This is a genomic window from Streptococcus sp. ALY_208 (assembly GCF_058314295.1).
Genome location: NZ_JBZFUI010000006.1, coordinates 37,937 through 63,397, shown reverse-complemented (window position 1 = coordinate 63,397; position 25,461 = coordinate 37,937). Strand labels below are relative to the sequence as shown.

General features: G+C 41.9%; 18 protein-coding genes. 17 read left to right on the top strand and 1 reads right to left on the bottom strand.

Features of this window, described 5'->3' with window-relative positions; all coding sequences use genetic code 11:
* Nucleotides 1-4: 4 nt before the first annotated feature.
* From prmA to AC4HAI_RS06835, 8 genes are all read left to right on the top strand, one after another.
* Nucleotides 5-958 carry a 50S ribosomal protein L11 methyltransferase gene (prmA, locus tag AC4HAI_RS06870; protein WP_491078619.1) on the top strand — a complete coding sequence of 318 codons (954 nt, stop codon included), beginning with the start codon at nucleotides 5-7 and terminating at the stop codon, nucleotides 956-958.
* A complete protein-coding gene (locus AC4HAI_RS06865; RefSeq protein ID WP_491078618.1) occupies nucleotides 959-1,705 on the top strand; it encodes a 16S rRNA (uracil(1498)-N(3))-methyltransferase in 747 nt (248 codons plus the stop codon).
* A gap of 341 nt (nucleotides 1,706-2,046) precedes the next feature.
* The gene (locus tag AC4HAI_RS06860; protein ID WP_491078617.1) at nucleotides 2,047-4,269 is read left to right on the top strand and encodes a RelA/SpoT family protein; all 2,223 of its coding nucleotides are present in this window, start codon (nucleotides 2,047-2,049) and stop codon (nucleotides 4,267-4,269) included.
* Nucleotides 4,270-4,336: 67 nt separating this feature from the next.
* Entirely contained in the window at nucleotides 4,337-4,783 is a 447-nt protein-coding gene (gene dtd, locus AC4HAI_RS06855; RefSeq protein ID WP_491110997.1) for a D-aminoacyl-tRNA deacylase, read from the top strand.
* A 352-nt stretch (nucleotides 4,784-5,135) separates the two neighbouring features.
* Nucleotides 5,136-8,843 (top strand): glycoside hydrolase family 66 protein, encoded by a 3,708-nt coding sequence (locus AC4HAI_RS06850; protein ID WP_491110996.1) that lies wholly within the window; start codon nucleotides 5,136-5,138, stop codon nucleotides 8,841-8,843.
* 112 nt (nucleotides 8,844-8,955) lie between these two features.
* The gene (locus AC4HAI_RS06845) at nucleotides 8,956-12,444 is read left to right on the top strand and encodes a glycosyl hydrolase family 28-related protein (RefSeq protein WP_491110995.1); all 3,489 of its coding nucleotides are present in this window, start codon (nucleotides 8,956-8,958) and stop codon (nucleotides 12,442-12,444) included.
* A gap of 306 nt (nucleotides 12,445-12,750) precedes the next feature.
* On the top strand, nucleotides 12,751-13,392 hold the full coding sequence (locus AC4HAI_RS06840; RefSeq protein WP_491110994.1) for a DUF6287 domain-containing protein: 642 nt from the start codon (nucleotides 12,751-12,753) through the stop codon (nucleotides 13,390-13,392).
* A 216-nt stretch (nucleotides 13,393-13,608) separates the two neighbouring features.
* The gene (locus tag AC4HAI_RS06835) at nucleotides 13,609-15,519 is read left to right on the top strand and encodes a KxYKxGKxW signal peptide domain-containing protein (protein ID WP_491110992.1); all 1,911 of its coding nucleotides are present in this window, start codon (nucleotides 13,609-13,611) and stop codon (nucleotides 15,517-15,519) included.
* A gap of 64 nt (nucleotides 15,520-15,583) precedes the next feature.
* On the opposite strand, the gene treR is transcribed toward AC4HAI_RS06835, so the two are convergent.
* Nucleotides 15,584-16,297 carry a trehalose operon repressor gene (gene treR, locus AC4HAI_RS06830; RefSeq protein ID WP_491078611.1) on the bottom strand — a complete coding sequence of 238 codons (714 nt, stop codon included), beginning with the start codon at nucleotides 16,295-16,297 and terminating at the stop codon, nucleotides 15,584-15,586.
* A 217-nt stretch (nucleotides 16,298-16,514) separates the two neighbouring features.
* On the opposite strand from treR, the gene treP reads away from it, so the two are divergent.
* From treP to AC4HAI_RS06785, 9 genes are all read left to right on the top strand, one after another.
* Nucleotides 16,515-18,482 (top strand): PTS system trehalose-specific EIIBC component, encoded by a 1,968-nt coding sequence (gene treP, locus AC4HAI_RS06825; RefSeq protein ID WP_491110991.1) that lies wholly within the window; start codon nucleotides 16,515-16,517, stop codon nucleotides 18,480-18,482.
* A 529-nt stretch (nucleotides 18,483-19,011) separates the two neighbouring features.
* Complete coding sequence (gene treC / locus AC4HAI_RS06820; RefSeq protein ID WP_491110990.1) at nucleotides 19,012-20,640, top strand: alpha,alpha-phosphotrehalase; 1,629 nt, start codon at nucleotides 19,012-19,014, stop codon at nucleotides 20,638-20,640.
* A 212-nt stretch (nucleotides 20,641-20,852) separates the two neighbouring features.
* Nucleotides 20,853-21,692 carry an aldo/keto reductase gene (locus AC4HAI_RS06815; protein ID WP_491110989.1) on the top strand — a complete coding sequence of 280 codons (840 nt, stop codon included), beginning with the start codon at nucleotides 20,853-20,855 and terminating at the stop codon, nucleotides 21,690-21,692.
* Between the two features lie 146 nt (nucleotides 21,693-21,838).
* Entirely contained in the window at nucleotides 21,839-22,150 is a 312-nt protein-coding gene (locus AC4HAI_RS06810; protein WP_491110987.1) for a PadR family transcriptional regulator, read from the top strand.
* A gap of 10 nt (nucleotides 22,151-22,160) precedes the next feature.
* The gene (locus AC4HAI_RS06805) at nucleotides 22,161-22,694 is read left to right on the top strand and encodes a DUF2812 domain-containing protein (RefSeq protein ID WP_491110985.1); all 534 of its coding nucleotides are present in this window, start codon (nucleotides 22,161-22,163) and stop codon (nucleotides 22,692-22,694) included.
* 305 nt (nucleotides 22,695-22,999) lie between these two features.
* A complete protein-coding gene (locus tag AC4HAI_RS06800) occupies nucleotides 23,000-23,440 on the top strand; it encodes a CPBP family glutamic-type intramembrane protease (protein ID WP_491110983.1) in 441 nt (146 codons plus the stop codon).
* 69 nt (nucleotides 23,441-23,509) lie between these two features.
* Nucleotides 23,510-23,743, top strand: a complete 234-nt coding sequence (locus AC4HAI_RS06795) for a hypothetical protein (RefSeq protein WP_491110981.1) — start codon at nucleotides 23,510-23,512, stop codon at nucleotides 23,741-23,743.
* A 208-nt stretch (nucleotides 23,744-23,951) separates the two neighbouring features.
* Complete coding sequence (locus tag AC4HAI_RS06790; protein ID WP_491110980.1) at nucleotides 23,952-24,818, top strand: Rgg/GadR/MutR family transcriptional regulator; 867 nt, start codon at nucleotides 23,952-23,954, stop codon at nucleotides 24,816-24,818.
* A gap of 439 nt (nucleotides 24,819-25,257) precedes the next feature.
* Entirely contained in the window at nucleotides 25,258-25,425 is a 168-nt protein-coding gene (locus AC4HAI_RS06785) for a gallidermin/nisin family lantibiotic (protein WP_491110979.1), read from the top strand.
* Nucleotides 25,426-25,461 lie beyond the last annotated feature (36 nt).

Here is a 25,461-nt window from a genome sequence, read left to right as displayed (position 1 = left end):
TATAATGGACAAGTGGCAAGAGTTAACGATCACAGTTGATCGAGAGGCTGAGGAAGCGGCTACCAATATTTTGATCGAATCGGGCAGTCAAGGTGTAGCCATTGAAGATACAGCGGATTATCTGGGCCCTGTTGGTAAGTATGGAGAGCTTTTCCCTGAAGTTGCTCAGTCTGACACCGTAAAGATCACCGCCTACTACCCAGAAAATGTTGATATGGCAGCGCTCACTAAGACAGTATCCCAGAGTCTAGAGGACTTAACGGATTTTGGGTTAAAGACTGGTCAGGTTTCACTTGAAACACAGGAATTAGCTGAGGAAGATTGGGCTGAAAATTGGAAGAAATACTATGAGCCGACCCGTATCACCCACGATTTGACCATTGTTCCTAGTTGGACAGACTATAAACCAAGCAAGGATGAAAAAATTATTCGCCTAGATCCGGGTATGGCTTTTGGGACAGGGACCCATCCAACAACCAAAATGAGCCTTTATGCCTTGGAGCAAGTCCTGCGTGGCGGTGAGACAGTTCTTGATGTCGGAACAGGATCAGGAGTTCTCTCCATTGCTAGTGCCTTGCTAGGTGCTAAAGACATTTACGCTTATGATTTAGATGAAGTAGCTGTGCGCGTGGCGCAAGAAAATATTGACCTCAATCCCAATACTGATAGTATTCAGGTGGCCCCTGGTGATCTCCTCAAGGGAGTTGAGCAAGAGGCTGATGTTATTGTCGCCAATATTTTAGCGGATATCCTCATTAATCTGACAGATGATGCTTATCGCTTGGTTAAGGATGAAGGGTACTTGATCATGTCTGGAATTATATCAGAGAAATGGGAAATGGTTGAGCAATCTGCTGAGAAAGCAGGATTCTTTTTAGAGACCCACATGATTCAAGGAGAGTGGCATGCTTGTATCTTTAAGAAAACAGCTGATATTTCAGGTGTGATTGGAGGCTAAATGCAACAATATTTTGTCAAAGGATCCCCCCAAAATCCGGTCACTATTACGGATAAGGATACCCTAAAACATATGTTTCAAGTCATGCGCTTAAACCAAGATGATGAGCTTATACTAGTTTTTGAAGACGGTATCAAGCATTTGGCTAAAGTTTTAGACCGAGATAGTCATAGCTTTGAGCTTCTCAAAGTCTTGCCTGATTGGGTAGAATTACCTGTTCAAGTGACAATCGCCTCTGGCTTTCCTAAGGGAGATAAGCTGGATATGATCACTCAAAAAGCGACCGAGTTAGGTGCCAGCGCCATCTGGGCTTATCCGGCTGAATGGTCTGTAACCAAATGGGATAAAAAGAAATTAGCAAAAAAAGAAGAAAAGTTAACCAAAATTGCCTTAGGTGCAGCCCAACAGTCCAAGCGCAATTATGTTCCTAAAGTTCAACTATTTGAAAAACAGGCGGATTTCTTAGCCCATCTCTCAGATTTTGACAAGATTTTTATTGCCTATGAAGAGGTAGCTAAGTCAGGGGAGTTGGCTATTCTAGCACAGGAATTAGCAAAGGTTAGGTCATCTGATAAGCTCCTATTAATATTTGGACCGGAAGGTGGAATCTCACCCAAAGAAATTGAAATTTTTGAACAAGCAGGAGGTTTAAGTGTAGGATTGGGGCCTCGTATTATGCGAACTGAAACAGCTCCCCTATATGCCTTGAGTGCTATCAGTTATGAATTAGAAATGAACCGTAAATAGAGTAGGACAAAGATCAGTAAACCGTGATCCCTTCACAGTTTACTGATCTTTGTCCATTATTTTATACCGAAATGAAAGGTATTAGGATTTTTAGCGATGAGGAAGTTATGGTGAATACCAATGTTTCTTCATATATCTGATTCTGATCCCCAAAACTCATAAAAGTTTTTGGTAGTGGTTTATGGTGTGTTTACAGTCAAAAAGAAAAGATTCGTATTGTGAAAGGTTCGATTCCAGAACTTTTGAGACCTTTTACTAAGGACTTTCATAAGGGTGTTCATCTTTTATTCCCTTATGAAAAGTGTTAAAATGAAGTCAATAATCAAGTGAGGGGTAAGCTTATGGCAGAGAAACCTAATGTCACAGGTCCCGAAGTCGTTGAAAAAGTTCGTACTTATTTGACGTCAGAGGATGCTGACCTAGTACAAAAAGCATTGGAGTACGCAACCGAGGCTCATAAGGAGCAAAAGCGTCGCTCAGGTGAGCCTTATATCATACATCCTATTCAGGTAGCTGGGATTTTGGCTGATCTCCAGTTGGATTCTGTAACCGTCGCATGTGGCTTTTTGCATGATGTTGTGGAAGATACTGAAGCGACCTTAGATGACTTGGAGGCAGAGTTTGGCCTTAATATTCGCCAGATCGTCGATGGGGTTACAAAACTTGGTAAGGTCGAGTACAAATCACATGAAGAGCAATTAGCCGAAAATCATCGCAAGATGCTTATGGCCATGTCTAAGGATATTCGTGTTATTTTAGTCAAGTTAGCTGACCGCCTCCACAATATGCGTACCCTAAAACATTTACGTCCTGATAAACAAAGACGGATTTCACGTGAAACCATGGAGATTTATGCCCCCCTTGCTCACCGCCTAGGGATCAGTGCCATCAAGTGGGAACTAGAAGATCTAGCTTTTCGTTATCTGAATGAGGTGGAATTCTACCGTATATCTCATATGATGAGTGAAAAACGCCGTGAGCGTGAGTCTTTGGTAGAAGAAATTGTTGCTAAAATAGAAAAGTATACCCAAAAACAAGGACTTATAGGTAAGGTTTATGGCCGTCCAAAGCATATTTACTCGATTTATCGGAAGATGCATGACAAGAAAAAACGCTTTGATCAGATTTATGACCTAATTGCTATACGCTGTATTATGGATACTCCGAGTGATGTCTATGCTATGTTAGGCTATATCCACGAACTTTGGCGGCCAATGCCTGGTCGCTTCAAGGATTACATTGCCAACCCTAAATCGAATGGTTACCAATCAATCCATACAACGGTTTATGGCCCTACAGGTCCTATCGAAATTCAAATTCGTACCCAAGAAATGCATGATGTTGCTGAATATGGGGTTGCAGCTCATTGGGCTTATAAAAAAGGAATTACCAATAAGGTAGATCCTAGCGAATCGGCTATTGGGATGAATTGGATCCAAGACCTAGTCGAATTACAAGCTGGCTCCAACGGCAATGCTCAAGAATTTGTCGATTCCGTAAAAGAAGATATCTTTTCAGAGCGGATTTATGTCTTTACCCCATCTGGAGATGTCCAAGAATTACCTAAGGATTCTGGTCCTATTGATTTTGCTTATGCTATTCACACGCAAGTGGGTGAAAAAGCCGTCGGTGCCAAGGTTAATGGACGTATGGTTCCCTTAACCGCAAAACTTAAGACAGGTGATGTTGTCGAAATTGTAACCAATAGCAATTCCTTTGGACCTAGCCGAGATTGGATCAAACTGGTTAAGACAACCAAGGCCAGGAATAAAATTCGCCAATTCTTTAAAAATCAAGACAGGGAAATGTCCATCAGTAAGGGACGTGACCTCTTAGTGGCTTACTTCCAAGAACAAGGCAGCGTTGCTAATAGATACTTGGATAAGAAGCATATAGAAGAAATTCTTCCTCGCCTCAGTGTACGTAATGAAGAGGCTCTTTATGCAGCTATCGGATTTGGTGAAATCAATCCTGCTTCAGTCTACAATCGTCTGACAGAAAAAGAGCGCCGAGAGGAAGAACGTGCCAAAGCTAAGGCTGAAGCGGAAGAATTGATGAAGGGCGGCGAAGTCAAGCATGAGAATAAAAATGTCCTCAAGGTAAAGAGTGAAAATGGTGTCATCATCCAGGGGTCATCTGGCTTGCTCATGCGCATCGCCAAATGTTGCAATCCTGTTCCAGGAGATCCTATTGAGGGATACATTACTAAGGGACGAGGCGTAGCTATCCATCGATCAGATTGCCACAATATTAAGAGTCAAGAAGGCTATGAGCAACGTTTGATCGAAGTAGCCTGGGACGATACCAGTAATCTAGGCACAGACTACTTGGCTGAAATTGATATTTATGGGCTCAATCGCTCAGGTCTTTTGAATGATGTCTTGCAGATTATATCGAATCAAACCAAGAGTATTTCGACAGTCAATGCCCAGCCTACCAAGGATATGAAGTTTGCAACTATCCATATTAGTTTCAAAATCCCTAATCTAACAGCTTTAACAACAGTTGTGGATAAAATAAAAGTAATTCCTGATGTCTATTCGGTTAAACGGACAAATGGCTAAAACGATCCTAAAAGGACCCTAAAACCCTAATAATTTAAAGAAAACTCCCAAGTAAGGTACCAGTTTTATGAAAATTGTTTTGCAAAAAGTAAAAAATGCAAAAGTGGAGATTAATGCTAAAACCGTCGGTCGAATTGATCGCGGTTTACTTTTGTTTGTGGGCATTGCCCCTAATGATGATAAAGCAGATATTGAGTATGCTGTTAGAAAGATTGTGAATATGCGGATATTTCCCGATCAAGCTGGGAAAATGAACTTATCTGTAAAAGATATCGGCGGTCAAATTTTATCGATTTCACAATTTACCCTCTTTGCCAATGTCAAAAAAGGCAATCGCCCGGCTTTCACGGATGCGGCTTCACCTCAAAAGGCAAGCCATCTTTATGATGCTTTCAATAGTCAGTTGGCTGAATGGCTTTCAGTCCAAACAGGAATATTTGGCGCTGATATGCAAGTAACATTGACCAATGATGGTCCTGTGACCATTCTACTAGATACTCAAGAAATGCTTTGAAAACATTGATTTCAAGGGATTTATTAACTTTGATTGAACAGTTGAAATATTTCAATTAACAAACTGTCTAATAATTGTAATATAAAAGAAATATGCAGCGAGTTTTAAGTTTTATGCAAATACTAAAAAGCTAGTTTTTCAATAGACTAGCTTTTTTTGTGTTCAGAAATAGGGTCTCTTTTTAAGGGAGGATTAGGTTAGGTTTTGGGTAATTTTTAGAAAGTGTTTGTTAGAATACGGGTTGTGTTTTGAGCTGATTCCAGTACAATACACACTGACTTCTTTTTGTTCTAGCTCTTGATCGCTAGTTCTAATCAATTTACAAAAAACAATAGAAAAGGAATTTAGGAACGTGAAACACAAAAAGTTTACTCTCCCAAGCGCTGCTTTACTTCTTGCTTTTGCCATGATGGCAGATGCCAATGGACAAGTTGCAAAAGCAGATGAGGTAGCAGCTACAAACGCTCCTCAGACAGAAGCGGCAACTCAGCAAGTTTCTACAACTGCAAATGAAGTAACACCAAGTTCGTCTAATGCGCTTCAGGTGGAAACAGCTCCAACAGACTTAACAACAACTGCTAACACTGATGCAGCAGCATCCACAGTTGCTACAGAGTCACAAGTAGCTGAAAACTACCGTCCTAAGGATATTGCTACTATTCAAGAAGCACCAAATCCTGAAGATGCGCGTTACAATGATTTTTACGACGTTGAGAACAACACTTCTAAATCCATTGTTGATTCTCAAACAGGTACAGCTATTGCTGACGTTAACACTGATAAAGCTAGCTACCAAGAAGGTGAAGATGTTAAGCTTTATGTAGATTTCACAAATACGACAGACGCAGCGCAAGACATCACGCTTAGCACAGAGGTATACCACCTCAATGATAAGATTGCTACTTATAATTTCACAAAAAACCTGCAAGCAGGAGAAACTTATAAGATGCAAGAAGGTGATGTCACTCTGCCTGCAGACAAATTCCAAATCGATAAAGGTTACCTCCTCAACTTTAAAGTTTCTGACAGCCAAGGAGCTGTTTTGAGTGAGCTAAACCGTGCAGTTGCTTATGAAAAAGACTGGACTAAATTCCCACGCTATGGTGTCGTTGGGGGTTCTCAAATGAACAGCAACAGTCTTTTAAGCAAGGATGCTGCTAAATACAAAAATGCACTTGAAAAAATGAAGAATATGAATATCAATTCATACTTCTTCTACGATGTTTACAACACACCAACCGATCCATTCCCAGATACAGAACACTTCCAACAATTATGGAATACATGGAGCCATTCTGAAATTGATACACAAGCCGTTAAGGATATTGTCGATCAAGTTCACCAAGGTGGCGCTAAAGCCATGCTCTATAATATGATTTTGGCAGAAGCAACTCGTGATGCTCAAAATGGCGGTCTTCTAGCAAATGCTGATCAGCATTATGTCTACAATACTCAAAATGGTGAGGAGCACGGTTACGGCAAGATTGGTGAAGTGATGCAGTACATCATTGATGGCACACCACTTCAAAACTACTACAACCCCAAATCTCCTGAATGGCAAGCTTTCATTGCTAATGCTATGGCTGAGGCGATGATCAATGGTAACTTTGATGGCTGGCAAGGAGATACAATCGGTGATAACCTTGTAACAGATGCTTCTCATAGAGGAAGCACCAATGAAGCCGATCAATTCTGGCTGACAGAAGGTTATGCAGAATTCTTAAATGCCGTACGTGGCATCATTAATGACAAATATAAAGCATCTGGTCATGAAGGAAAAGACTTCTACCTGACCCTTAACGATGTTAACGGTGAACAAATTGACCGCTTAAAAGACGGCAATCAAGATGTTATCTACAATGAGTTGTGGCCTTTTGGAGGCTCTGCTCTAAGTACGAACGAAAACAAACGCAGTCAAACAGAATATGGCGATCTCAAAGCCCGTGTAGACCAAATCCGTAAAGCCACTGGTAAATCTGCTATTATCGGAGCTTACATGGAAGAGCCAAAATACGAAAAGAGCAAAGATGATAACGGTAACGATATCAATGTGCCTATCAACGGTTCCGCTCGTGATGTGGAAGCTGGTAAAACTGATCCAACAAAAGGGTTCTTCCAAGATGATGCTGTCCTTTTAACAACTGCTTCAATCGCTGCTGCAGGAGGTTATCACATGTCATTGGCAGCGGTTGCTAACAACCGCAATGCTGATGGTGTGGGTGTTCTCGAAACAGCCTACTACCCTACTCAAAGCCTCAAGGTTTCAGACCGCTTGAGTCGCAAAAATAATGACTATCAGCAGTTTATCACTGCTTATGAAAATATCCTGCGTGATGGTGTTGAAAACGACGAAGCTACTGTTGACACTTATGATGCTAGTGGTAACGTTCTTTCCACTGATGGCATCGGTATTAACGGTCATCAAGTTTGGACTTACGGTAAAAAAGGAAATAATTTCCGTACCGTTCAAATGCTTAACCTGATGGGTATCAATTCTGATTGGAAAAATGAGGATGGTACAGAAGCTAATAAAACACCGGATGCTCAAAAAGATCTTACGGTTAAATATACCTTGACTGATGTTAGCAGCATGGCTGAAGCTCAACGTATGGCTAATCAAACTTACGTGGTTTCTCCAGATGACTGGTCAAAATCAAGGATGCAAAAAGTTGCAGCAACAGTAGAGACAGATGAAAATGGTAATCTTGTTCTTTCTATCACTGTCCCAGAATTGACATTATGGAATGTTATCTACATTTCAAATGCTGAAAGTACACAAACTGAAGCTCCAGTTGTGGAAGTGACTAAAGACGAGCCCCAGGCACCTGTTACTGAAACAGCACCATCCGCTGATCAAACAGCACCAGCTGAGCAAGATTCAGAAGCTGTTTCTCCTGTAACTCCAGAGGCAACAACCCCAGCGGTAGATCAAGCTCCAGCAGCTCCAGATCAATCAGCTCAAACTGAGACAGGTTCAGAAGCAACAACGCCTGAAGTACCAGCAGAAGCTGCTTCAGACGAAGCGACGACTCCTGATACTACCCCATCTGCTGAAGGGGCACAAACTCCAGCTGCAGATGAAGTCTCACCAGAAGAAACTACAGCACCAGTTGTAGCTCCAGCTTCAGAAGCTCCAGATCAATCAGCTCAAACTGAGACAGGTTCAGAAGCAACAAGACCTGAAGTACCAGCAGAAGCTGCTTCAGACGAAGCGACGACTCCTGATACTACCCCATCTGCTGAAGGAGCACAAACTCCAGCCACAGATGAAGTCTCACCAGAGGCAACAACCCCAGCGGTAGATCAAGCTCCAGCAGCTCCAGATCAAGCAACCCAAACTGAGACAGGTTCAGAAGCAACAAGACCTGAAGTGCCAGAAATAGTAACTGATCAACCTGTAACAACTGAAGACTCTTCATCTGCTGTTCCAGCTGTTGAAGAACCAGCTCAAGATCAGACACCTGCTAAACCAGAGGTATCTGAAATTGAAAAAGCAACAGATAACCAGGAGCAAGCATCAACTCCAGAGCTAGAGGCAACGGACACAGTTGAAAAAGCAACAGCACCTGAGACTAAGCCAAATAAAGCATCAAGCAATGATAAGGCTCAAAAACAAGCAAGTCCCTTAACAGCTCTTGTAGAGCAAACACAAGCAATGGCAGCAACACTATCATCTATTGCCCAAGCCTACCAAGCTACTAATGCGGGGGATCAAGTAGTAGAGATAAAATCCGTTGTTGTTGAACTGCCAGCAATGTCAGCTAAGTCAGAAGCTAAATCTGCTTCTACTACTAATAACGTGAACGCTAAAAAAGCAACTAAGCGTAAAGCTGTCAAAAGATCAGTCCAAGAGGAAGATCAAGTGTCTATTCCAGAACAAGCGCAGTCTAAAACTGAGCCTAAAGCAAGTGCTCACAAAGAAAAAGACGTTAAAACTGTAGAGTCAGCTGGTGCGACAGCTCTTAAGTCCCCACTGTTGATCCTTGCAGGCGCTGCTTCTGCTATTGGACTTGTTACAGCTGGTATTATTGGAGCCTTTGCCAAACGTAAAAATGGATAAGCAGTAATACCAAAGAGCTGATCTTAATTGAAGAATTGCTTAGTTATTAGGGATGAATTTAGTCTTTATTAAGCCGATTTCTAAAAAATCGGCAAACAAGGAAAGAGGATTTATGATTTCGAAGAAAGGCAAGAGAATGCTAGCAGTCCTTTTGGGACTTTCAGCTGTAACCACTTTGAATGTCAAGGTTAATGCAGATGAAGTGACGGATACGTCTTCAATTGCTAGCAATGTGTCAGAAAGTCAGCCCCAAGAGTCAATGCCGGCTGACGAAACACAAGTGGCACCAGCTCAGACAGAAAATCAGGTAGAAACATCGACACCAGTAGATCCCGATGCGGATCCATCGCAATATGGTGCGACAAACATGCCTTATACACGTTATGAAGCAGATGCTGCCCAGCTTGAAAACGGTGCAGAAGTTAAAGACAGTTTAGATCCTAACGAAACAGCTGCCTTCTCATCAGAGCATAAGTATGTGGAGTTGCCAACTGATGGTTCAGCGGTTTCCTTCACCGTTCAAGCACCTGCTAACGGAGTAACTATGCGCTATAGCGTACCAGATGGTCAAACTGGTAATGTGGATGTGCTTGTTAATGGACAAACCGTCAAAAATACACAACTGTCATCCGAATCATCATGGCAATACATCGCTGGAAATCAAGCTTACAACAGTGCAGAAGCTGCTCAAGCAGGCGTTCAAACTGAACCGGACTATCAATTTATGTCCCCAGGAACTCAGGCTATCAAGACACGTTTTCGTTTTGATGAAACTCACTTTCTCTTAGATGGGGTAACCCTTCAGAAGGGTGATGTTGTCACAATCGTCAACCGCCGTAACAACGTGATTGGCCTGGACTTCCTTGAGTTAGAGCAGGTTGATGGACCTAAAGCGCAACCTGAGAATGCCCTCAATATTCAAGACTTCCATAGACCTGAACATGGGGATGACTACTCTACTGCCTTTGAGGCTGCCCTCGCAGAAGCGAATAATCGCAATGAAAACCGTGTGGTTTACATCCCTCAGGGGACTTTCAACTTGGACCGCAAAGTGATGTTAAGATATCCTAACGTCAAGATTTCTGGTGCGGGTATGTGGTACACTAACCTTCACTTCACCAAAAATGAAATCGGTGGCGGAGGATTTGAATTTGATCCTAATGTCAATAATGTCGAATTTAGTGACGTTTACATGGATTCAAACCTGACAGACCGCTTCAAAGAAAAAGCTAACTATAAAGCCTTTGCAGGTGCAGCAGGCTTTGGCTCAAAAATCCATGATGTTTGGGCAGAGCACTTTGAAGTTGGGATCTGGATGGGAGATTATACATCTGAACATCGAAAATCTACTGACAACCTCGAAGTTTACAATGTACGCCTACGTAACAACTTTGCCGACGGTGTCAACTTTGCCCAAGGAACTAAAAACTCCATCGTTAGAAATTCTAGTATCCGTGGTAACGGAGACGATGGTTTGGCTTCATGGGCAAGTCAAAACGGTGATGCTAGCATAGCGGAAAATAACACCTTTACTGACAACACTGTCGAGCTTGGATGGCGCGCAGCTGGTATAGGCTTCTTTGGTGGTAAAGACCACGAAGTCAAAAACAACCTTATTAAAGACTTTTACCTCGGATCAGGAATCCGTGTTAATACAACTTTCCCAGGCTATGATTTTTCTGCCAACAAGGATGGCAAGGGAATCAATATCCATGATAATTATCTTTTAAATACAGGGACAACATTTGATATCTACGGAAATCAAAAACCGTCCATGGACTTCTTTGCTGATAAGGCACCTTTGTACAACATCAATGTCTACAATAATCGTCTGATTAACACCAACACGACAGACTATCCTGACATGTCAGCCGTTTCAGGGGTTAATTTAACAAACAATACGGAAAAAACAGGTCTTGCCATCGCTAAGCCTGCCCTAACGACAGTTCCAGCGACTGAGGAGACATCTACAACAGAATCCCCAGCACCAGCTGAACAAAACCCAACATCAGAAGCAAGTCAAACTGAGCCGGTAGCAGAAAATCCAGTTGTTGAGGAAACAGCCCCATCAACTGAGCAACCAGCACAAACTGAGACAGGCTCAGAAGCTACCAGTCCAGCAGGACAAGAAACAGATGCAACAGGTGATCAAACGTCTGAAACTCCTGCAGCAGACCAATCAGGACAAGCAGATCCTAATTCAGAAGTTGTATCCCCAACGATCCCAGAAGAAGGAACAACAGGGGAACAAGCCCCAGCCGTTGAGGAAGCATCACCTGAATCAAATACTTCATCAGAAATGCCAACTGTTGAAACACCGGTAGACAACACCGAAGCGCCAGCTTCCCAAGCTACCCCATCAACAGAACAACCAGTACAAACTGAATCTGGTTCGCAAGCTACAACGACTCCTGAAGAAGGATCAACAAGCGAATCCACTGTAACAACTCCAGAGGTTGAGGAAACACCTGTTACTCCAAGTCCATCTTCAGAAGAGTCTCAAGCAGAACCTACATCAGAAACGCCAACTGTTGAAACACCGGTAGACAACACCGAAGCACCAGCTTCCCAAGCTACCCCTTCAGCAGAGCAAGAACCAGCGCAAACGGAAGCAGGTTCAGAAGTTACCACTCCAGCAACACAAGAAACAGATGCAGCCGGAGAACCTGCATCAGAAACTCCGGCAGCAGGCGAAGGAACTCCATCTGTAGATACCCCTACCGATAATAACGAACCGTCTGTGCCAGCATCAGACCTTCCTGCAGTAGGATCAACTCCAGCTGGTGAGGAAGCAGGAAATGCAGTTCCTCTTCCATCAGAAACACCAACGCAAGAACCTACTACTCCCACAACTGATACTCCTGCACCATCTACGGATCAACCGAGTGGTGAAGTGCCAGCAGAGCAAACACCAAAAGACGAAACTCCAAAGGCCAATGAAGGAGGACAATCTAATTCATCAGCTGAGGGATCGACCCCTGCAAATCCTTCCGATAACGCAGCGGGAACAGAACAAACCACTCCAGAAACTCCTTCAGAAGATCAACCAACTGAAGATAAACCAGCGCAAGATTCTACGACTCCAGAAGGACAAACAACGGATCAAGCGCCAGTACCAAATTCGGATCAACAAGGACAAAATCCAGACCTACCGAATCCAAATGTTATTCCTGGTACAGGGAGTGAGACATTGCCCCTACCAAATTCTGCCGAAGACACTGAAAATAGTGCCTTAACAGATCCTATTAAAGACTTATCATCAGGTATTCAAGATGGCCCAGGAGAAACACCAAAGGCAGGTCGTGAGAATAGCGATGGTGATAGTCCAACAACTGAAGACTCCGATACGCAAGAAGCAGAAAAAAAACCGCTAACAGCTAGTCAACCAACTCTTCCAGCAGAAGCTGATGAAGATCAACCCGTTGGTTCTTCAATGGTTGAAAGCAGTCATGGCACTGCTTCAGAAGTCCAAAATATTGAGAGAGTAGAACAAAAAGATAGTCACACTAAACAATTTACAAATCTCATCTTTTGGACTAGCTTGACTGTAGCAGTAACATTGCTCCTTGCAGGAACAGGCTTCTATTTCCTACATCGTTAAGTTGATTAGGACACGATCATTAGTGATGAACATTTACAATAAAAAATGCTTGAATTCTTTGCAGAGTTCAGCATTTTTTATTTCTTACCAACTGCCCACTAAAGGCTGGAAAGGCATATAGATTAGAGAGAACTCAACCAGTTCTCTCTTTTTTCATGTTCAGAAGGGATATAGAAGTGAAACCTAGTCTTGTACAATTCTAGACGTAAAAATTTATAGAATTATTTAAAAAATATTACAAATAATACTTGTCTATTACAAGTCCATGATGTATAATCAGGTTAAGAAATAAAGGAGGAAAGAATCATGAGAAAGAAAAATTATACAATTATAGGACTTGTCCTTGCTGTGTTATTGGTCTTGTTGCTGGTATATGTAAAAAATACCAAGCAGGCAGACTCCAGCAAGGCTCCCGATAAAATTGAACAAACGACCAAAAAATCTACCTCTCAATCAAGTAAAAACGAAACCAGTACAAGTCAATCTAAGCAAGGAGAGGCGGCGCAAGATATGCAAAATAGTCAATCTAGCTCACAATCCTCTGCTAACCAAGGATCCTCTCAACCCTCTGCTTCACAAAATGACAAAAAAGGCAGTACACAAGGCTCAAAGGCCTCATCGAGTATTGATCCTAATGCCCTAGGGACTGATTACAGCAGTATTGCTGGAACCTGGACTAATAATCAAGGGGAAAGCATTACTATTACAGCAGATGGTCAGGTGACCTATGCGTCATCAGCAGATACAGTCTATGGTCTGCAGTCTCAAGGTGTGTATGATGGTGTTTATTATGCAGGGATCTACAATCCCAATCAAATTGGTGGTGCAACCTTTATTGTGATTCCAGCTGGTGCTACCAACCCAAATACAGGGGGAGTTTCAGATACAGATATGATTGCTATTGGGCAAGATGCTAGTGCTTATGATCATCCCTTCACTCGAAGCTAATTCAAAGGTTCTATAATTTCCAGTGAGTCTATCGCTCACCTAGGAAGTTATAGAGCCTTTAGTTGTGCTTTAATATTTCAAAACAATAACATTGTTGCAACAAAATCAGTCGAATTTAATTAAAGATGACAATAGATAGTGGTATCAGCTATAAGGTTATGATAAACTAATTGAGTATAGTTTTATACAATTCTTAAAATTTAGGAAGGTTTTTCTATGGAAAAGAAAACACGCACAACCTTGCACAAAGTCAAAAAACATTGGGTAGCTCTCGGTGTAACGACTCTTGGCTTGAGCCTATCTAGTGGTCTAGTACAGGCTGATGAAGTGGCAGAGACGCTTCCAGCAGACTCTGTTGAGACGGCGCAAGCAGCTAAAAGTACAGTGTCAGAGCAGACTGCTGCTAACCAATCGGTTGAAGCTACAGCGACGACTGAAACGGCTACTAGTGAACCTGCTGCTCCAAAAGAGGAGCAAGAGGTGACAGAGACAGCGCAATCAGAAGCTCCAGCTGATCAGTCTGCTGAAAATTCGGCTGCGCTCCAAACCCCTACCCCTGTACAAGAAAATAAAGAAACCCCAGCAAGTACCAGCACAGATGCTGACTTGGTAAATAATGCCCCTATCAATAAATCGGGTAATTTTGCAACCTTCCAAACAGCAAACCTTGATCAAACACAAGGATGGAAGACTGCAGATAACAAGACTTATTTCATCAACGACCGTAATGAACGCATTACAAACTGGGCCTCAGTGGATAACAAGTGGTACTTCTTTGATAAAACAGGTGCCCAAGTCAAGGGACAATTTGTTAAGGAAAGAGACTATTCCCCTAATACGAAATATCTCAATGAACAAACAGGAGAAGTTAGCTACGGCTTATTTGAGGTAGATGGCAAACTATACTATGGTGATGCCCACGGGACAATCCTAAAGCAAACCAATGCTCCACTTGTTAGAAATGGTAAAGCCTACACGATCAACAGTGAAACAGGAGAGTTGACTTTAGCCAGCGACTCAGTAACCTACCGAGATATTAATGGTAAAGAGACTACTCAAGGTTTTGTAACACCAAATGGAGAAGACTGGTACTATCTCAATCCAGAAACCGGTCAACCTCTTACAGGACGCCAAGTCATTGATGGTAACACCTACTTCTTCTACGATGATGGCCGTCAGGCTAAGGGAGTCAGAGTTCAAGAAACGATTGATGGCAAGTCAAAAACTTCTTATTACGCTTATCACAATGGAGAGCTAATGACTAGTACCAAGGCTATCGGTATCTTTACCGAAGTGAAGAGCGACGGTTCAGCAGTTAGCTTGCAATACAATCCTTACTCATCAAGTGTCGATCTAGATGCAGATGGAAATGTGATGAAAGAGGGTCAAATCAGCATCGATGAGACCAAGTACATGGGTTATGCCATCGGTAAGAGTTTACCTTCCCTTCGGACCAATCTCCTCTATAGCACTAAGGATCACAAGTACTACTTCCGTAAGAGCGATGGGAAAAAGGTAGTTAACGATTTTGCCTATCTAGGAGATACAGACCAGTATGGCTACGGTATTTCTTACTGGGGAGCTGTCCAAAAAGCGCCAAGAGGCTGGTATTACTTTGGTGAAAACGGCCGTATGGTAACAGGTCTTCAAACCATCAACGGCAAGACCTACTATTTCCGAGATAATGGTGTTCAGCTCAAGGGTGAAACCTTTACGCTAGATGGTAAGACCTACATAGCAGATAGCAACTCTGGTGAAGTTCGTGAGATTTCAGCGCAGACACCAGGCTATTGGTATGCTAAAGGGGACCAATGGTTCCATACAGATGCCCAAGGTAAAGATCTGACTGGCTGGCAATTTATTGATGGTCAAAAAGTCTACTTTAATGCTGACGGCTCTCAAGTCAAAGGAGCCTTCATCTCTCCTGATGGCGGCAGCACATGGAATTATCTAGATAAGGACAATGGCTCACCAGTGATCGGCTTTTTAGAGCTTGATGGCAAGACTTATTATTTTGATAAGGACGGTGTCCAAGTCAAGGATCAGTATCTGACAATTGATGGTAAAGTTTACCAATTTGCTCCATATACTGGGGAAGTCATTTATGTCAACCCAGCTGTCAATTAAAATATAAAACCTGCCTAGGTAATAGACCTAGGCAGGTTTTTGTAGTATTGGCAGAAGCGATGGCTTAATCTTTTTTTCTTTGGGCATAGTCGACAAAGTGGAATTTTTCAAGTAGATGTCGGCTTTCGGTAAATTGAAACTGTTGCCCATCTGCCAGGTAGACCCTAGACTGGACAGACACAACATGGTGCTCATTACGAATATCCAGCCAAATTTTATCGCGATCAGTCAAAGGGACAATAGTAATTTCTTTTTCCGCATAAGCAATATCCAGATGAAGATCTTCTTCTAGGTAATGATAAATAGACTTTTGAGCAATATCAGCAGTCATCTGGTGGACATAATCGGTTAGAAGATAGTCGATATCTAAGACAGAAGCAATACCATCAACTCGTCTCTGGCGCATCACACGCCAGACCTGCCTACCAGTAGGAAGGCCTGTAACCTCGTGAAGACCTTTATCGATGATTAGGCGATCCAATCCAATGACCCTAGTTTGAGAGAGGATTCCGAGTGAGTGGACCAACTCCTGATAGCTGGTCAGATGAGAGACAGGGAAATTGAAGTGTTCTTGCCCCAAGACTTGGCTGGGACGTCCTTGCTTCTTTATAATCAGACCTGCCTGCTCCAAAAGATTCAAGGCTTTTCTAACAGTATCACGACTGACCTGATAAGATTGTGCTAGATGGCTTTCGCTAGGCAGATAGCCATTGACTGGATAGACTCCTCGGTTGATCTGAGCCTCGATTTCCTTGTAAATAGCTTGATATTTTTTCATAAGGGTCCACCTTCTCTACAACTTGTAGGTATTTTACCATACAAGTGATAAAAATACTGTAAAAACTGACTTTTTTTTAGCGAATCTTATTGTCAATAGGGATAGCCTTAGGATAAAATGAAAGCGCAAACATAAGAAGGCGCCCAATCTTGTGTTTCTCTATTTCCTCTCGGAGAATGATGGACAACCATCTTCTTGATAGATTAAAGGAGTTATCATGGGAAAATTTGAACAAGATGCCCGCGAGATGCTAGAAGCAGTCGGGGGCAAGGACAACATTGCTGCAGTTACACACTGCGCAACCCGTATGCGTTTTGTTTTAAACGATGAAAGCAAGGCAGATGTCAAGCGTTTAGAGGCTATCCCTGCTGTCAAGGGGACCTTTACCAATGCTGGTCAGTTCCAAGCTATTATCGGAAATGATGTCCCTATTTTTTACAACGATTTCACAGCAGTCTCAGGTATTGAAGGTGTCTCTAAGGAAGCTGCCAAATCAGCTGCCCAAAAGAATCAAAATCCCCTTCAACGTGCCTTTGCCATGCTGGCAGAGATCTTCACACCAATTTTGCCTGCCATTATCGTTGGTGGTTTGATCCTGGGATTCCGCAATATCTTAGAAGGGGTTCATTGGTCAGCCCTTGATGGTAAAAGTATTATAGAAGTTTCTACCTTCTGGAATGGAATCAATGATTTCCTCTGGCTGCCGGGTGAAGCGATCTTTCAATACCTACCAGTAGGAATTACTTGGTCGGTCAGCCGCAAGATGGGGACCAGCCAAATTTTGGGAATTGTCTTGGGGATCTGTTTGATTTCACCTAACCAATTGCTCAACGCTTACAACTTTGCGTCAACACCAGCTGCTGAGATTGCTTCTAAATGGACTTGGGACTTCGGTTTCTTTACTGTTGAGAAAGTTGGCTATCAAGCTCAGGTTTTACCTGCCCTCTTAGCAGGTCTATCCCTAGCCTATCTAGAACGCTTCTGGCGTAAACATATCCCAGAAGTTGTCTCTATGATTTTTGTCCCTTTCTTATCTCTAATGCCAGCCTTGATTTTAGCTCATACAATTTTGGGCCCAATCGGTTGGACCATCGGTAGAGGGATTTCCTTTGTCGTTCTGGCTGGTTTGACAGGACCAGTTAAATGGCTTTTTGGAGCTATCTTTGGAGCTCTTTATGCACCTTTAGTGATCACTGGTCTCCATCACATGACCAACGCTATTGATACCCAGCTGGTTGCGGATAATGGAGGGACAGCCCTTTGGCCAATGATTGCCCTGTCCAATATCGCCCAAGGTTCAGCTGTTCTTTCCTACTACTGGATGAATCGCCACGATGAGCGTGAAGCACAGATCTCTCTACCTGCTGCGATCTCAGCCTATCTAGGAGTTACCGAACCCGCTCTCTTTGGGGTCAATTTGAAATATATCTATCCTTTCATCGCTGGTATGATTGGTTCAGCACTAGCTGGCCTTCTCAGTACGACCTTTAATGTGACAGCCAACGCCATTGGTATCGGTGGTCTTCCAGGAATCTTATCCATCCAAGCTAAATACATTCCTGTTTTTGCCCTTCTGATGGCGATTGCGGTTATCGTACCTTTTATCTTGACAGTTGTCTTTCGTCAAGTAGGTCTCTTTACCAAGACCGAAGATGCCACTGTCAAAGCTCCTCAAGTAGATGCAGTTGTAGAAGCCAAGGCAGCAACAGAAGTTGAGCCAGGGACACTGATCCATATCCAAAGTCCTCTTCAAGGAGAGGTCAAAGAACTCAGTCAATCTCCAGATCCAGTCTTTGCTCAAGGTGTCATGGGTCAAGGAGTTATGATCGAACCTAGTGAGGGAGAGCTTATTGCGCCTGTAGATGCGACGGTTTCAGTTCTGTTTCCAACCAAGCATGCAGTCGGCCTCGTGACGGATCAAGGCCTTGAAATGCTCATGCATATCGGTATGGATACGGTTAATCTCGATGGTCAAGGTTTCACTGCTCATGTTAACCAAGGAGATCAAGTCAAAGCAGGCGATAAACTCATCAGCTTTGATATTGAAACCATCAAAGCCGCTGGCTATCCAGTCTCTACGCCGGTTATTGTGACCAACCAAAATGATTTCCAAACAGATGCCTTAGGTAGTCTACCGCATGCTGTCCAACGTGGTGACGCCCTCCTAACAGCAAGTAAACTATAAGATACAGCAGAGGCTTGTTATCTAAGTGCTTTGCACTTGATAACAAACGCCAATCACTAGGGTGAATTGGCTACCTCTTCCACTAACTCCGTTTGGTTAGTAAAATCGACTAACCAAACGGAGTGTCGCAAGGACGCAAAAAGCGATTAGGAATTTAGGAAATGGAGTGACGATTCACTGAGAATCTAGCGACATTTATCTAATTCCACAGGAAGGTAGGCGAGTTCAATTGACAAAGTATCGCTAAGACCTAAGGTCTTGCTCTACTACACAAACTACTATGGTAGTTTGCTATGCCAATTACTAACTTAGAACCTTCGGTATGATCGACCGTAGGTTCTAAGTGTCGCAATTATTAAGATACAGCAGAGGTTTGTTATCTAAGTGCTTTGCTTGGCGACTATATCTGACCAATCATTACATGGTTTGACAGTTTACAGTCATAAATGAATAGTAGTTAAAAATTATTTTGTACACAGAAGAGATAAGACACCTGTCTTAATCTTTTTCTGTGATAAAAGGGGAAAACATGACATTTGATAAAAGAAAAGTGGTCTATCAAATCTATCCCAAGTCCTTTAAAGATACGACAGGTGATGGTTTTGGTGATTTGCGTGGGGTGATCGAAAAACTCCCTTATCTAGCTGATCTAGGTATAGATATGATTTGGCTCAATCCTTTCTACCCTAGTCCCCAGCATGATAATGGCTATGATGTGTCCGATTACACGGCTATCAATCCAGATTTTGGGACTATGGCAGACTTTGAAGAGATGGTTGCAAAAGCTAAGAGTTACCATATTGATTTCATGTTGGATATGGTGTTTAACCATTGCTCTACAGAGCACGAATGGTTTCAAAAGGCCTTAGCTGGGGATCCCTATTATCAGGACTTTTTCATCATTCGTGATCAGCCGACAGACTGGCAGTCCAAGTTTGGTGGTTCTGCCTGGGCACCTTTTGGCGATACCGGGAAGTATTACCTCCATCTCTTTGATGAAAGCCAGGCTGATCTCAACTGGCGCAATCCCAATGTTCGCAAGGAGATTTTCAAGATTGTTAATTTCTGGCGGGACAAAGGGGTTAAGGGCTTTCGTTTTGATGTCATCAACCTTATTGGTAAGGATGAGATCCTAGTGGATTGTCCAGTAGATGATGGCAAGCCAGCCTATACGGATAAGCCTATTGTCCACGATTACCTCCGCATGATGAATGAAGCCAGCTTTGGTCAGGATGATACGATTATGACAGTGGGAGAGATGAGTTCGACCACGATTGACAGCTGTATCCTCTACTCAGCTGAGGAGCGTCATGAACTCTCTATGGCCTTTAACTTTCACCATCTCAAGGTAGATTACCAAGACGGGCAGAAATGGACGATCACCCCATTTGATTTTGAAGAACTAAAAAGGCTCTTTCATACCTGGGGAGAAGCCATGAGTAAAGGTAATGGCTGGAGTGCTCTCTTCTGGAATAATCACGATCAACCCCGTGCTCTCAACCGTTTTATCGACACCAAAAACTTTCGCAATGAAGGAGCAACCATGCTGGCAGCCAGTATCCACCTATCACGTGGAACCCCTTATATCTACATGGGCGAGGAAATCGGTATGCTCGATCCTGACTATGATAGCATGGCAGATTATGTGGATGTGGAGAGTCTGAATGCCTATCAAATCATGCTGGATGATGGTAAAACACCAGATGAAGCCTTGGCGATCATCAAGGCCAAGTCCAGAGATAATGCCCGCATTCCCATGCAATGGGATAGTTCAGCTAACGCTGGCTTTAGCACTGGGACCCCCTGGTTAAGGGCCGGTAGATCCTATCCAGATATTAATGTGGAGAAAGAAAAGTCTGGCAAGATATACCCCTTCTACAAAAAGCTGATCCATCTGCGCAAGACCATGCCACTGATCGCTGAAGGAGCTTACTCCCCTGCCTATCAGGACAGTAAGCAGGTTTATGCCTTTGAACGTCAGTATAATGGCGAGCATCTTTTGGTTCTCAATAACTTCTATGGCAAAGACATTGACCTAGAACTTACTAGCCGATATCAGCAAGGACAAGTACTAATCAGCAATTACGATGGTGATGTTTTAGGAGAGACTATCACCCTTAAACCTTATCAAACGCTAGCGATCCTAGCGAAAGAATAAACCTTAGGAAAAGAATGAAAGTAGCTTAAAAAGTTGGGCCTACCCAGCTTTTTTACATGAATAGCATAGAGTAGACAGTCCCTATTGTAAGTGAAAGAGTATATTTAGCTAATATCTTTTCCTTGCCTTGGAGTTCACTCTAAGTGATATACTATTAGGGTCATCAAGCCTCTAATGAGCTTGATATCTTATCAACAAAGGAGAAGAGATAAATGTTTAATTATACCTTATCAAATGGTCAAGAAATTCCTGCCCTTGGGTTTGGGACTTGGCAAACTCCAGATGGTGATGTAGCTGAAGCTTCTGTAAAAGCAGCTATTGAAGCTGGTTACCGTCACATCGATACAGCTGCCATCTATGGTAATGAAGAATCTGTCGGCCGTGGTATTAAAGCTGCTGGAGTGCCTCGTGAAGAGCTTTTCATTACAACTAAATTGTGGAATAGCAACCACTCATACGAAGCTGCCAAGGCTGCAATCGATGAGTCTATCGCTAAGCTGGACTGCGATTATTTGGATCTCTACCTAATCCACTGGCCAAATCCAAAAGCCTTCCGTGATAACTGGAAAGAAGCTAATGCTGGTGCATGGCGTGCCATGGAAGAAGCTGTAGAAGCTGGTAAAATCAAAGCTATTGGTGTTTCTAACTTCTTACAGCACCACTTGGATGCTCTGCTTGAAACAGCTAAAATCAAGCCTGTTATCAACCAAATCTACCTCAGCCCAAGTGTTCAACAAAAGGAGTTAGTCGCTTACAATAATGCCCATGACATTCTCAGTGAAGCTTACAGCCCACTTGGAACTGGGAAAATCTTTAGCATTGACTCCCTCAAAGAACTAGCAGCCAAATATAATAAAACCGTTGCCCAAGTCGTTCTTCGCTGGAGCCTGCAAAAAGGATTCTTACCGCTGCCAAAATCAGTCCATGAAGATCGTATCGTTGAAAATTTCCAAGTCTTCGACTTTGAATTAACAGCTGACGATATGGCAGTGATCGACGCCCTCGAAGGTCAAGCAGGAGAAGCACCAAAACCAGATGAAGTAAACTTCTAATGAAGCTAGAAAATCATATACGAAAAGTGTTCTGACTAATCAGAGCACTTTTTATTATTTTTCAAATATATCCTTGACAGATATATCGTAGCATGATATATTTATTTCACAAATCGATATATCGCACGGCGATATAAGGAGGAAATATGAGAATACAAGCATTAACAGAAGCCGTTTACTATATCCTGCTGGTACTGCTTGAGCCAAAACATGGCTATGGGATCATGCAGGACGTAGAGGAACTGTCCAAAGGTCGCATCAAGCTGGCAGCTGGCACGCTCTATGGGGCACTAATCAATCTGCAAAAAAAGGGCTGGATCGTCCTCGTGTCAGAAGAAATCAAAGAACGCAAGAAAAAAGAATATTTGATTACTGAACGAGGTAAAAAAGCCCTAGAAGCAGAAATCAGACGTTTGGAAGAACTGGTCGATAATGGCCATAAGCATTTGAACAAATAGGAGAAGAACAATGGAGAAAAAAGTAAGGAAATTTTTTGGATTCGGTGATTTTCAAAAAGAAGAAGATTGGCTCAATGACATGAGTGCGCAAGGTTGGGCTTTTGTAAAGCACAAGGGTGTATATAGCTATATCTTTGAGCCTTGTCAGCCCTCTCAGTATACTTATCGTCTGGATTACTTTGGCCGCAAGAGTAAAAAAGAAGTGGCGGACTACATTGAGCTTGTCCAAGAGACAGGAGCTGATTGTGTCGAGCAATTTAATCATTGGGGCTATTTCCGACATACAGATTCTGATTTCAAGCTTTACTCAGATAGCGCTTCAAAACGAAGATTTTTAAATGAAATTTTGGCAGTGTTGACTGCGATTATTCTCGGCCTAACATTGTCTGTATACGCCGCGTCGTCATCACTGACCCCCTTAATGACTATCGTCATTTGCTTAGCCCTACTCCTCCTTCTAGGTCAAATCATCAAGATTCAGCGCCTCAAGCATGACCTCAAAAAATCCAGTCAACCAGATATCTTTGAAGATGATGAGGTGTAGAACACTTGCTTTATGAAAGAACTTCTAGCTCTAGAGATAAGTTTTTCTTAAAGGTAAAAAGAATAGTTTCAAGACAGGAACGATTCTTTTTTATTTGTTGGCTGGAGTAAACCTCTCAAATAGATAAATAGTTTATATAGTTATATTGACATCTTCAAATAATAGCAGTATATTCTATATATAAAAAAGTTATATATAAATAATCAGTGACAAATCTGAGAGCGACGTGACCGAATTGCATTAATTCTCTTTTGCCTACTGCTAGGAGGTAATCTTATGAAACATCGAGTTACAACCTACTTAATTTGGACATTTGCCTGGACCTGGGGATTTTGGGGCTAGCTATTGTCCTTAAGAAATTAGGTTATGATAGCGGCTATATACTTATGCCTTTGATGACCTTAGCTAGTTTTGGCCCCTTTTTAGGAGCCAAAGCGGCTCTTAATCTGACATGGAGGGATCTTCCGCATTTTCTATTTTCAGGAACGAAAACCTCTTGGAAACTTTTGTTCTCCTTTATTGGCCTACTGATCTTAAGCTCAGTTTTGATAACAGGCGGTGACCCTGTCGGCCAGGCTCCTTTATGGTTGTTACCGATTGATTGGGTGATCAATATCATTATTATTACCCTGATTGGCGGGGGCAATGAAGAGCCCGGTTGGCGTGGCTTCTTGCAGCCAGAGCTGGAAAAAATCACCAATGTTCCCCTTGCAACGTTTTTGGTAGCGGTGATTTGGACGATTTAGCATCTGCCCTTGTGGTGGCTGGATAGAGGGCAAAATTCCTTCTTGGTATTTTTTATCAGTGTGCTCTTTATGGCATTGTGGCTAGCCGCTTTGCGTCGAGCGGGAGGATCTGTCCTCATCTGCGCCCTATTTCATGCTGCTGTTAACCGTATTCCTATTACCTTTAATGGTGTTTATGGGCTTTTATCAGTCGGTGATATGCACCAAATTTCAGTACCTTACTTGATGTTAGGGCTTTTAGCCCTAACAGCTTACAGTATATTCTTAATAGCAAGGAAGGGTCAGAAAGTCGAAAAATACTAAGAGTGAGACAAGAGCTTAGTAAAGGTTGAGGAATGATAGAAAAAGTTAAAGCAGTTTAAAGATATATCTTCTGGCTAATAAAGTTAACGATTGCTGAATGTTTAACCGTTCAGGGTAAAATAACGACCGTTCACGACATAGACAAATAGAAGCAAATGATGTTTGCTATAATATAGTTACCATATCTATATGATAAAGGAGGCTTGTCATGAACCAAGAACAATTAATGCAGCTAGGTGAACTATATCGTGATCTTCGTATAGCACGTGGCTTAAAGCTAAAGGATATTGCCAGAGAAAATTTGTCCCTATCCCAATTATCGAGGTTTGAGAATGGACAAACCATGTTAACAGCAGATAAACTTTTGCTGGCTATTGAAGGGATTCATATGAGTTTTCAAGAGTTCAGTCATGCTAGTAATCAATATCAAGAGTCTGTTTATATGCAACGCTCTAGGAAGTTTGTACAGCTGTATAATAAGCAGGATATCGAAGGATTAAAGGCTCTGATAGATATTATTGACGGAGATGAGGTTTATGATGTCTACAATCAACTAAATAAATTAGCGGTAAAGGTTGCTATTTTCAATCTAGATAAGAGTTATAAGATTCCTGACCAGGATAAGCAAGTCTTGGTTAACTATTTATATGCGATTGAGGAGTGGACAACCTATGAAATCTATATATTTGGTAATACTATGACGGCGTTAAGCAATGAAGATCTTATTTTCTTAGGAAAAGCCTTTATAGAGCGTGATCAATTGTATCAGTCAATAGAGAGTCATAGACTCCTCTCACAACAGACTCTTCAAAATTTAGTACTAGTGCTGTTGGAACGGCAAGAATTCTATTACACAAGGTATTTTATTAATCATTTACGAGGATTATTACGCTTTCAGGATACATTCATTAAAATTAATATAGATTTCTATGAGAAACTCCTTGACCATATGGAAACTGGTACTACCAAATTAGAAGAGTTGGAAACATTTATCAATAAAGTAGAAGAATTAGCAGACCCGCTTGTTGCCCTCTTTTTACGAGAGAACCTGAAGCAATTATTAAAAGTAAAATAGATAAAAAAAATAAGCTGCCCGTAAAAAGGTAGCTTATTTTCTATCTACAACAATAGCAATGCAAATGGTAAACAAATGCTGATAAATATTAGTCTTTTTTTCATATTCTTAATCCTCCTAAAATTATTGTACCTCTAAAAAAGCTAAAACTAGAATAATTGCAAATGTGCAAAAAAAAAAAAAATCAATTTCATATATGGAAACTTCGAAAAAATCTGATTTTAGGTGGTAAGATAATGACCGCAAAGTGATTAATCAATTTACAAATTTACTATGTTAATGAATTAGTCTAGCTAGCTAATTTAATAACCATTTTTATTTATGATTTATACATCAGTTATAACTGAGTAATCAAAAAGAAGAAGGTGGGGCGTTGAAGATAATTTAGACAAGCAAAGTATATAAAACAATAATTTTAAATATAAAGGAGAAATTTATTATGAGTACAAAAGATTTTAATTTAGATTTAGTGTCTGTATCAAAAAAGAATTCGGGAGCCAATACGCGAATTACAAGTTATTCCTTGTGTACCCCAGGTTGTGTGACCGGACGTCTTATGGGATGTAATCTAAAGACAGCGACATGTAATTGCGGTGTACATGTATAAGTAAATAGCACTAAATATAGCAATCAATAGGATAGT

Coding starts and splice junctions, on each gene's coding strand:
- prmA (WP_491078619.1), top strand. CDS start 5: ATGGACAAGTGGCAAGAGTTAACGATCACAGTTGATCGAGAGGCTGAG.
- AC4HAI_RS06865 (WP_491078618.1), top strand. CDS start 959: ATGCAACAATATTTTGTCAAAGGATCCCCCCAAAATCCGGTCACTATT.
- AC4HAI_RS06860 (WP_491078617.1), top strand. CDS start 2,047: ATGGCAGAGAAACCTAATGTCACAGGTCCCGAAGTCGTTGAAAAAGTT.
- dtd (WP_491110997.1), top strand. CDS start 4,337: ATGAAAATTGTTTTGCAAAAAGTAAAAAATGCAAAAGTGGAGATTAAT.
- AC4HAI_RS06845 (WP_491110995.1), top strand. CDS start 8,956: ATGATTTCGAAGAAAGGCAAGAGAATGCTAGCAGTCCTTTTGGGACTT.
- AC4HAI_RS06840 (WP_491110994.1), top strand. CDS start 12,751: ATGAGAAAGAAAAATTATACAATTATAGGACTTGTCCTTGCTGTGTTA.
- AC4HAI_RS06835 (WP_491110992.1), top strand. CDS start 13,609: ATGGAAAAGAAAACACGCACAACCTTGCACAAAGTCAAAAAACATTGG.
- treR (WP_491078611.1), bottom strand. CDS start 16,297: ATGAAAAAATATCAAGCTATTTACAAGGAAATCGAGGCTCAGATCAAC.
- treP (WP_491110991.1), top strand. CDS start 16,515: ATGGGAAAATTTGAACAAGATGCCCGCGAGATGCTAGAAGCAGTCGGG.
- treC (WP_491110990.1), top strand. CDS start 19,012: ATGACATTTGATAAAAGAAAAGTGGTCTATCAAATCTATCCCAAGTCC.
- AC4HAI_RS06815 (WP_491110989.1), top strand. CDS start 20,853: ATGTTTAATTATACCTTATCAAATGGTCAAGAAATTCCTGCCCTTGGG.
- AC4HAI_RS06810 (WP_491110987.1), top strand. CDS start 21,839: ATGAGAATACAAGCATTAACAGAAGCCGTTTACTATATCCTGCTGGTA.
- AC4HAI_RS06805 (WP_491110985.1), top strand. CDS start 22,161: ATGGAGAAAAAAGTAAGGAAATTTTTTGGATTCGGTGATTTTCAAAAA.
- AC4HAI_RS06795 (WP_491110981.1), top strand. CDS start 23,510: ATGGCATTGTGGCTAGCCGCTTTGCGTCGAGCGGGAGGATCTGTCCTC.
- AC4HAI_RS06790 (WP_491110980.1), top strand. CDS start 23,952: ATGAACCAAGAACAATTAATGCAGCTAGGTGAACTATATCGTGATCTT.
- AC4HAI_RS06785 (WP_491110979.1), top strand. CDS start 25,258: ATGAGTACAAAAGATTTTAATTTAGATTTAGTGTCTGTATCAAAAAAG.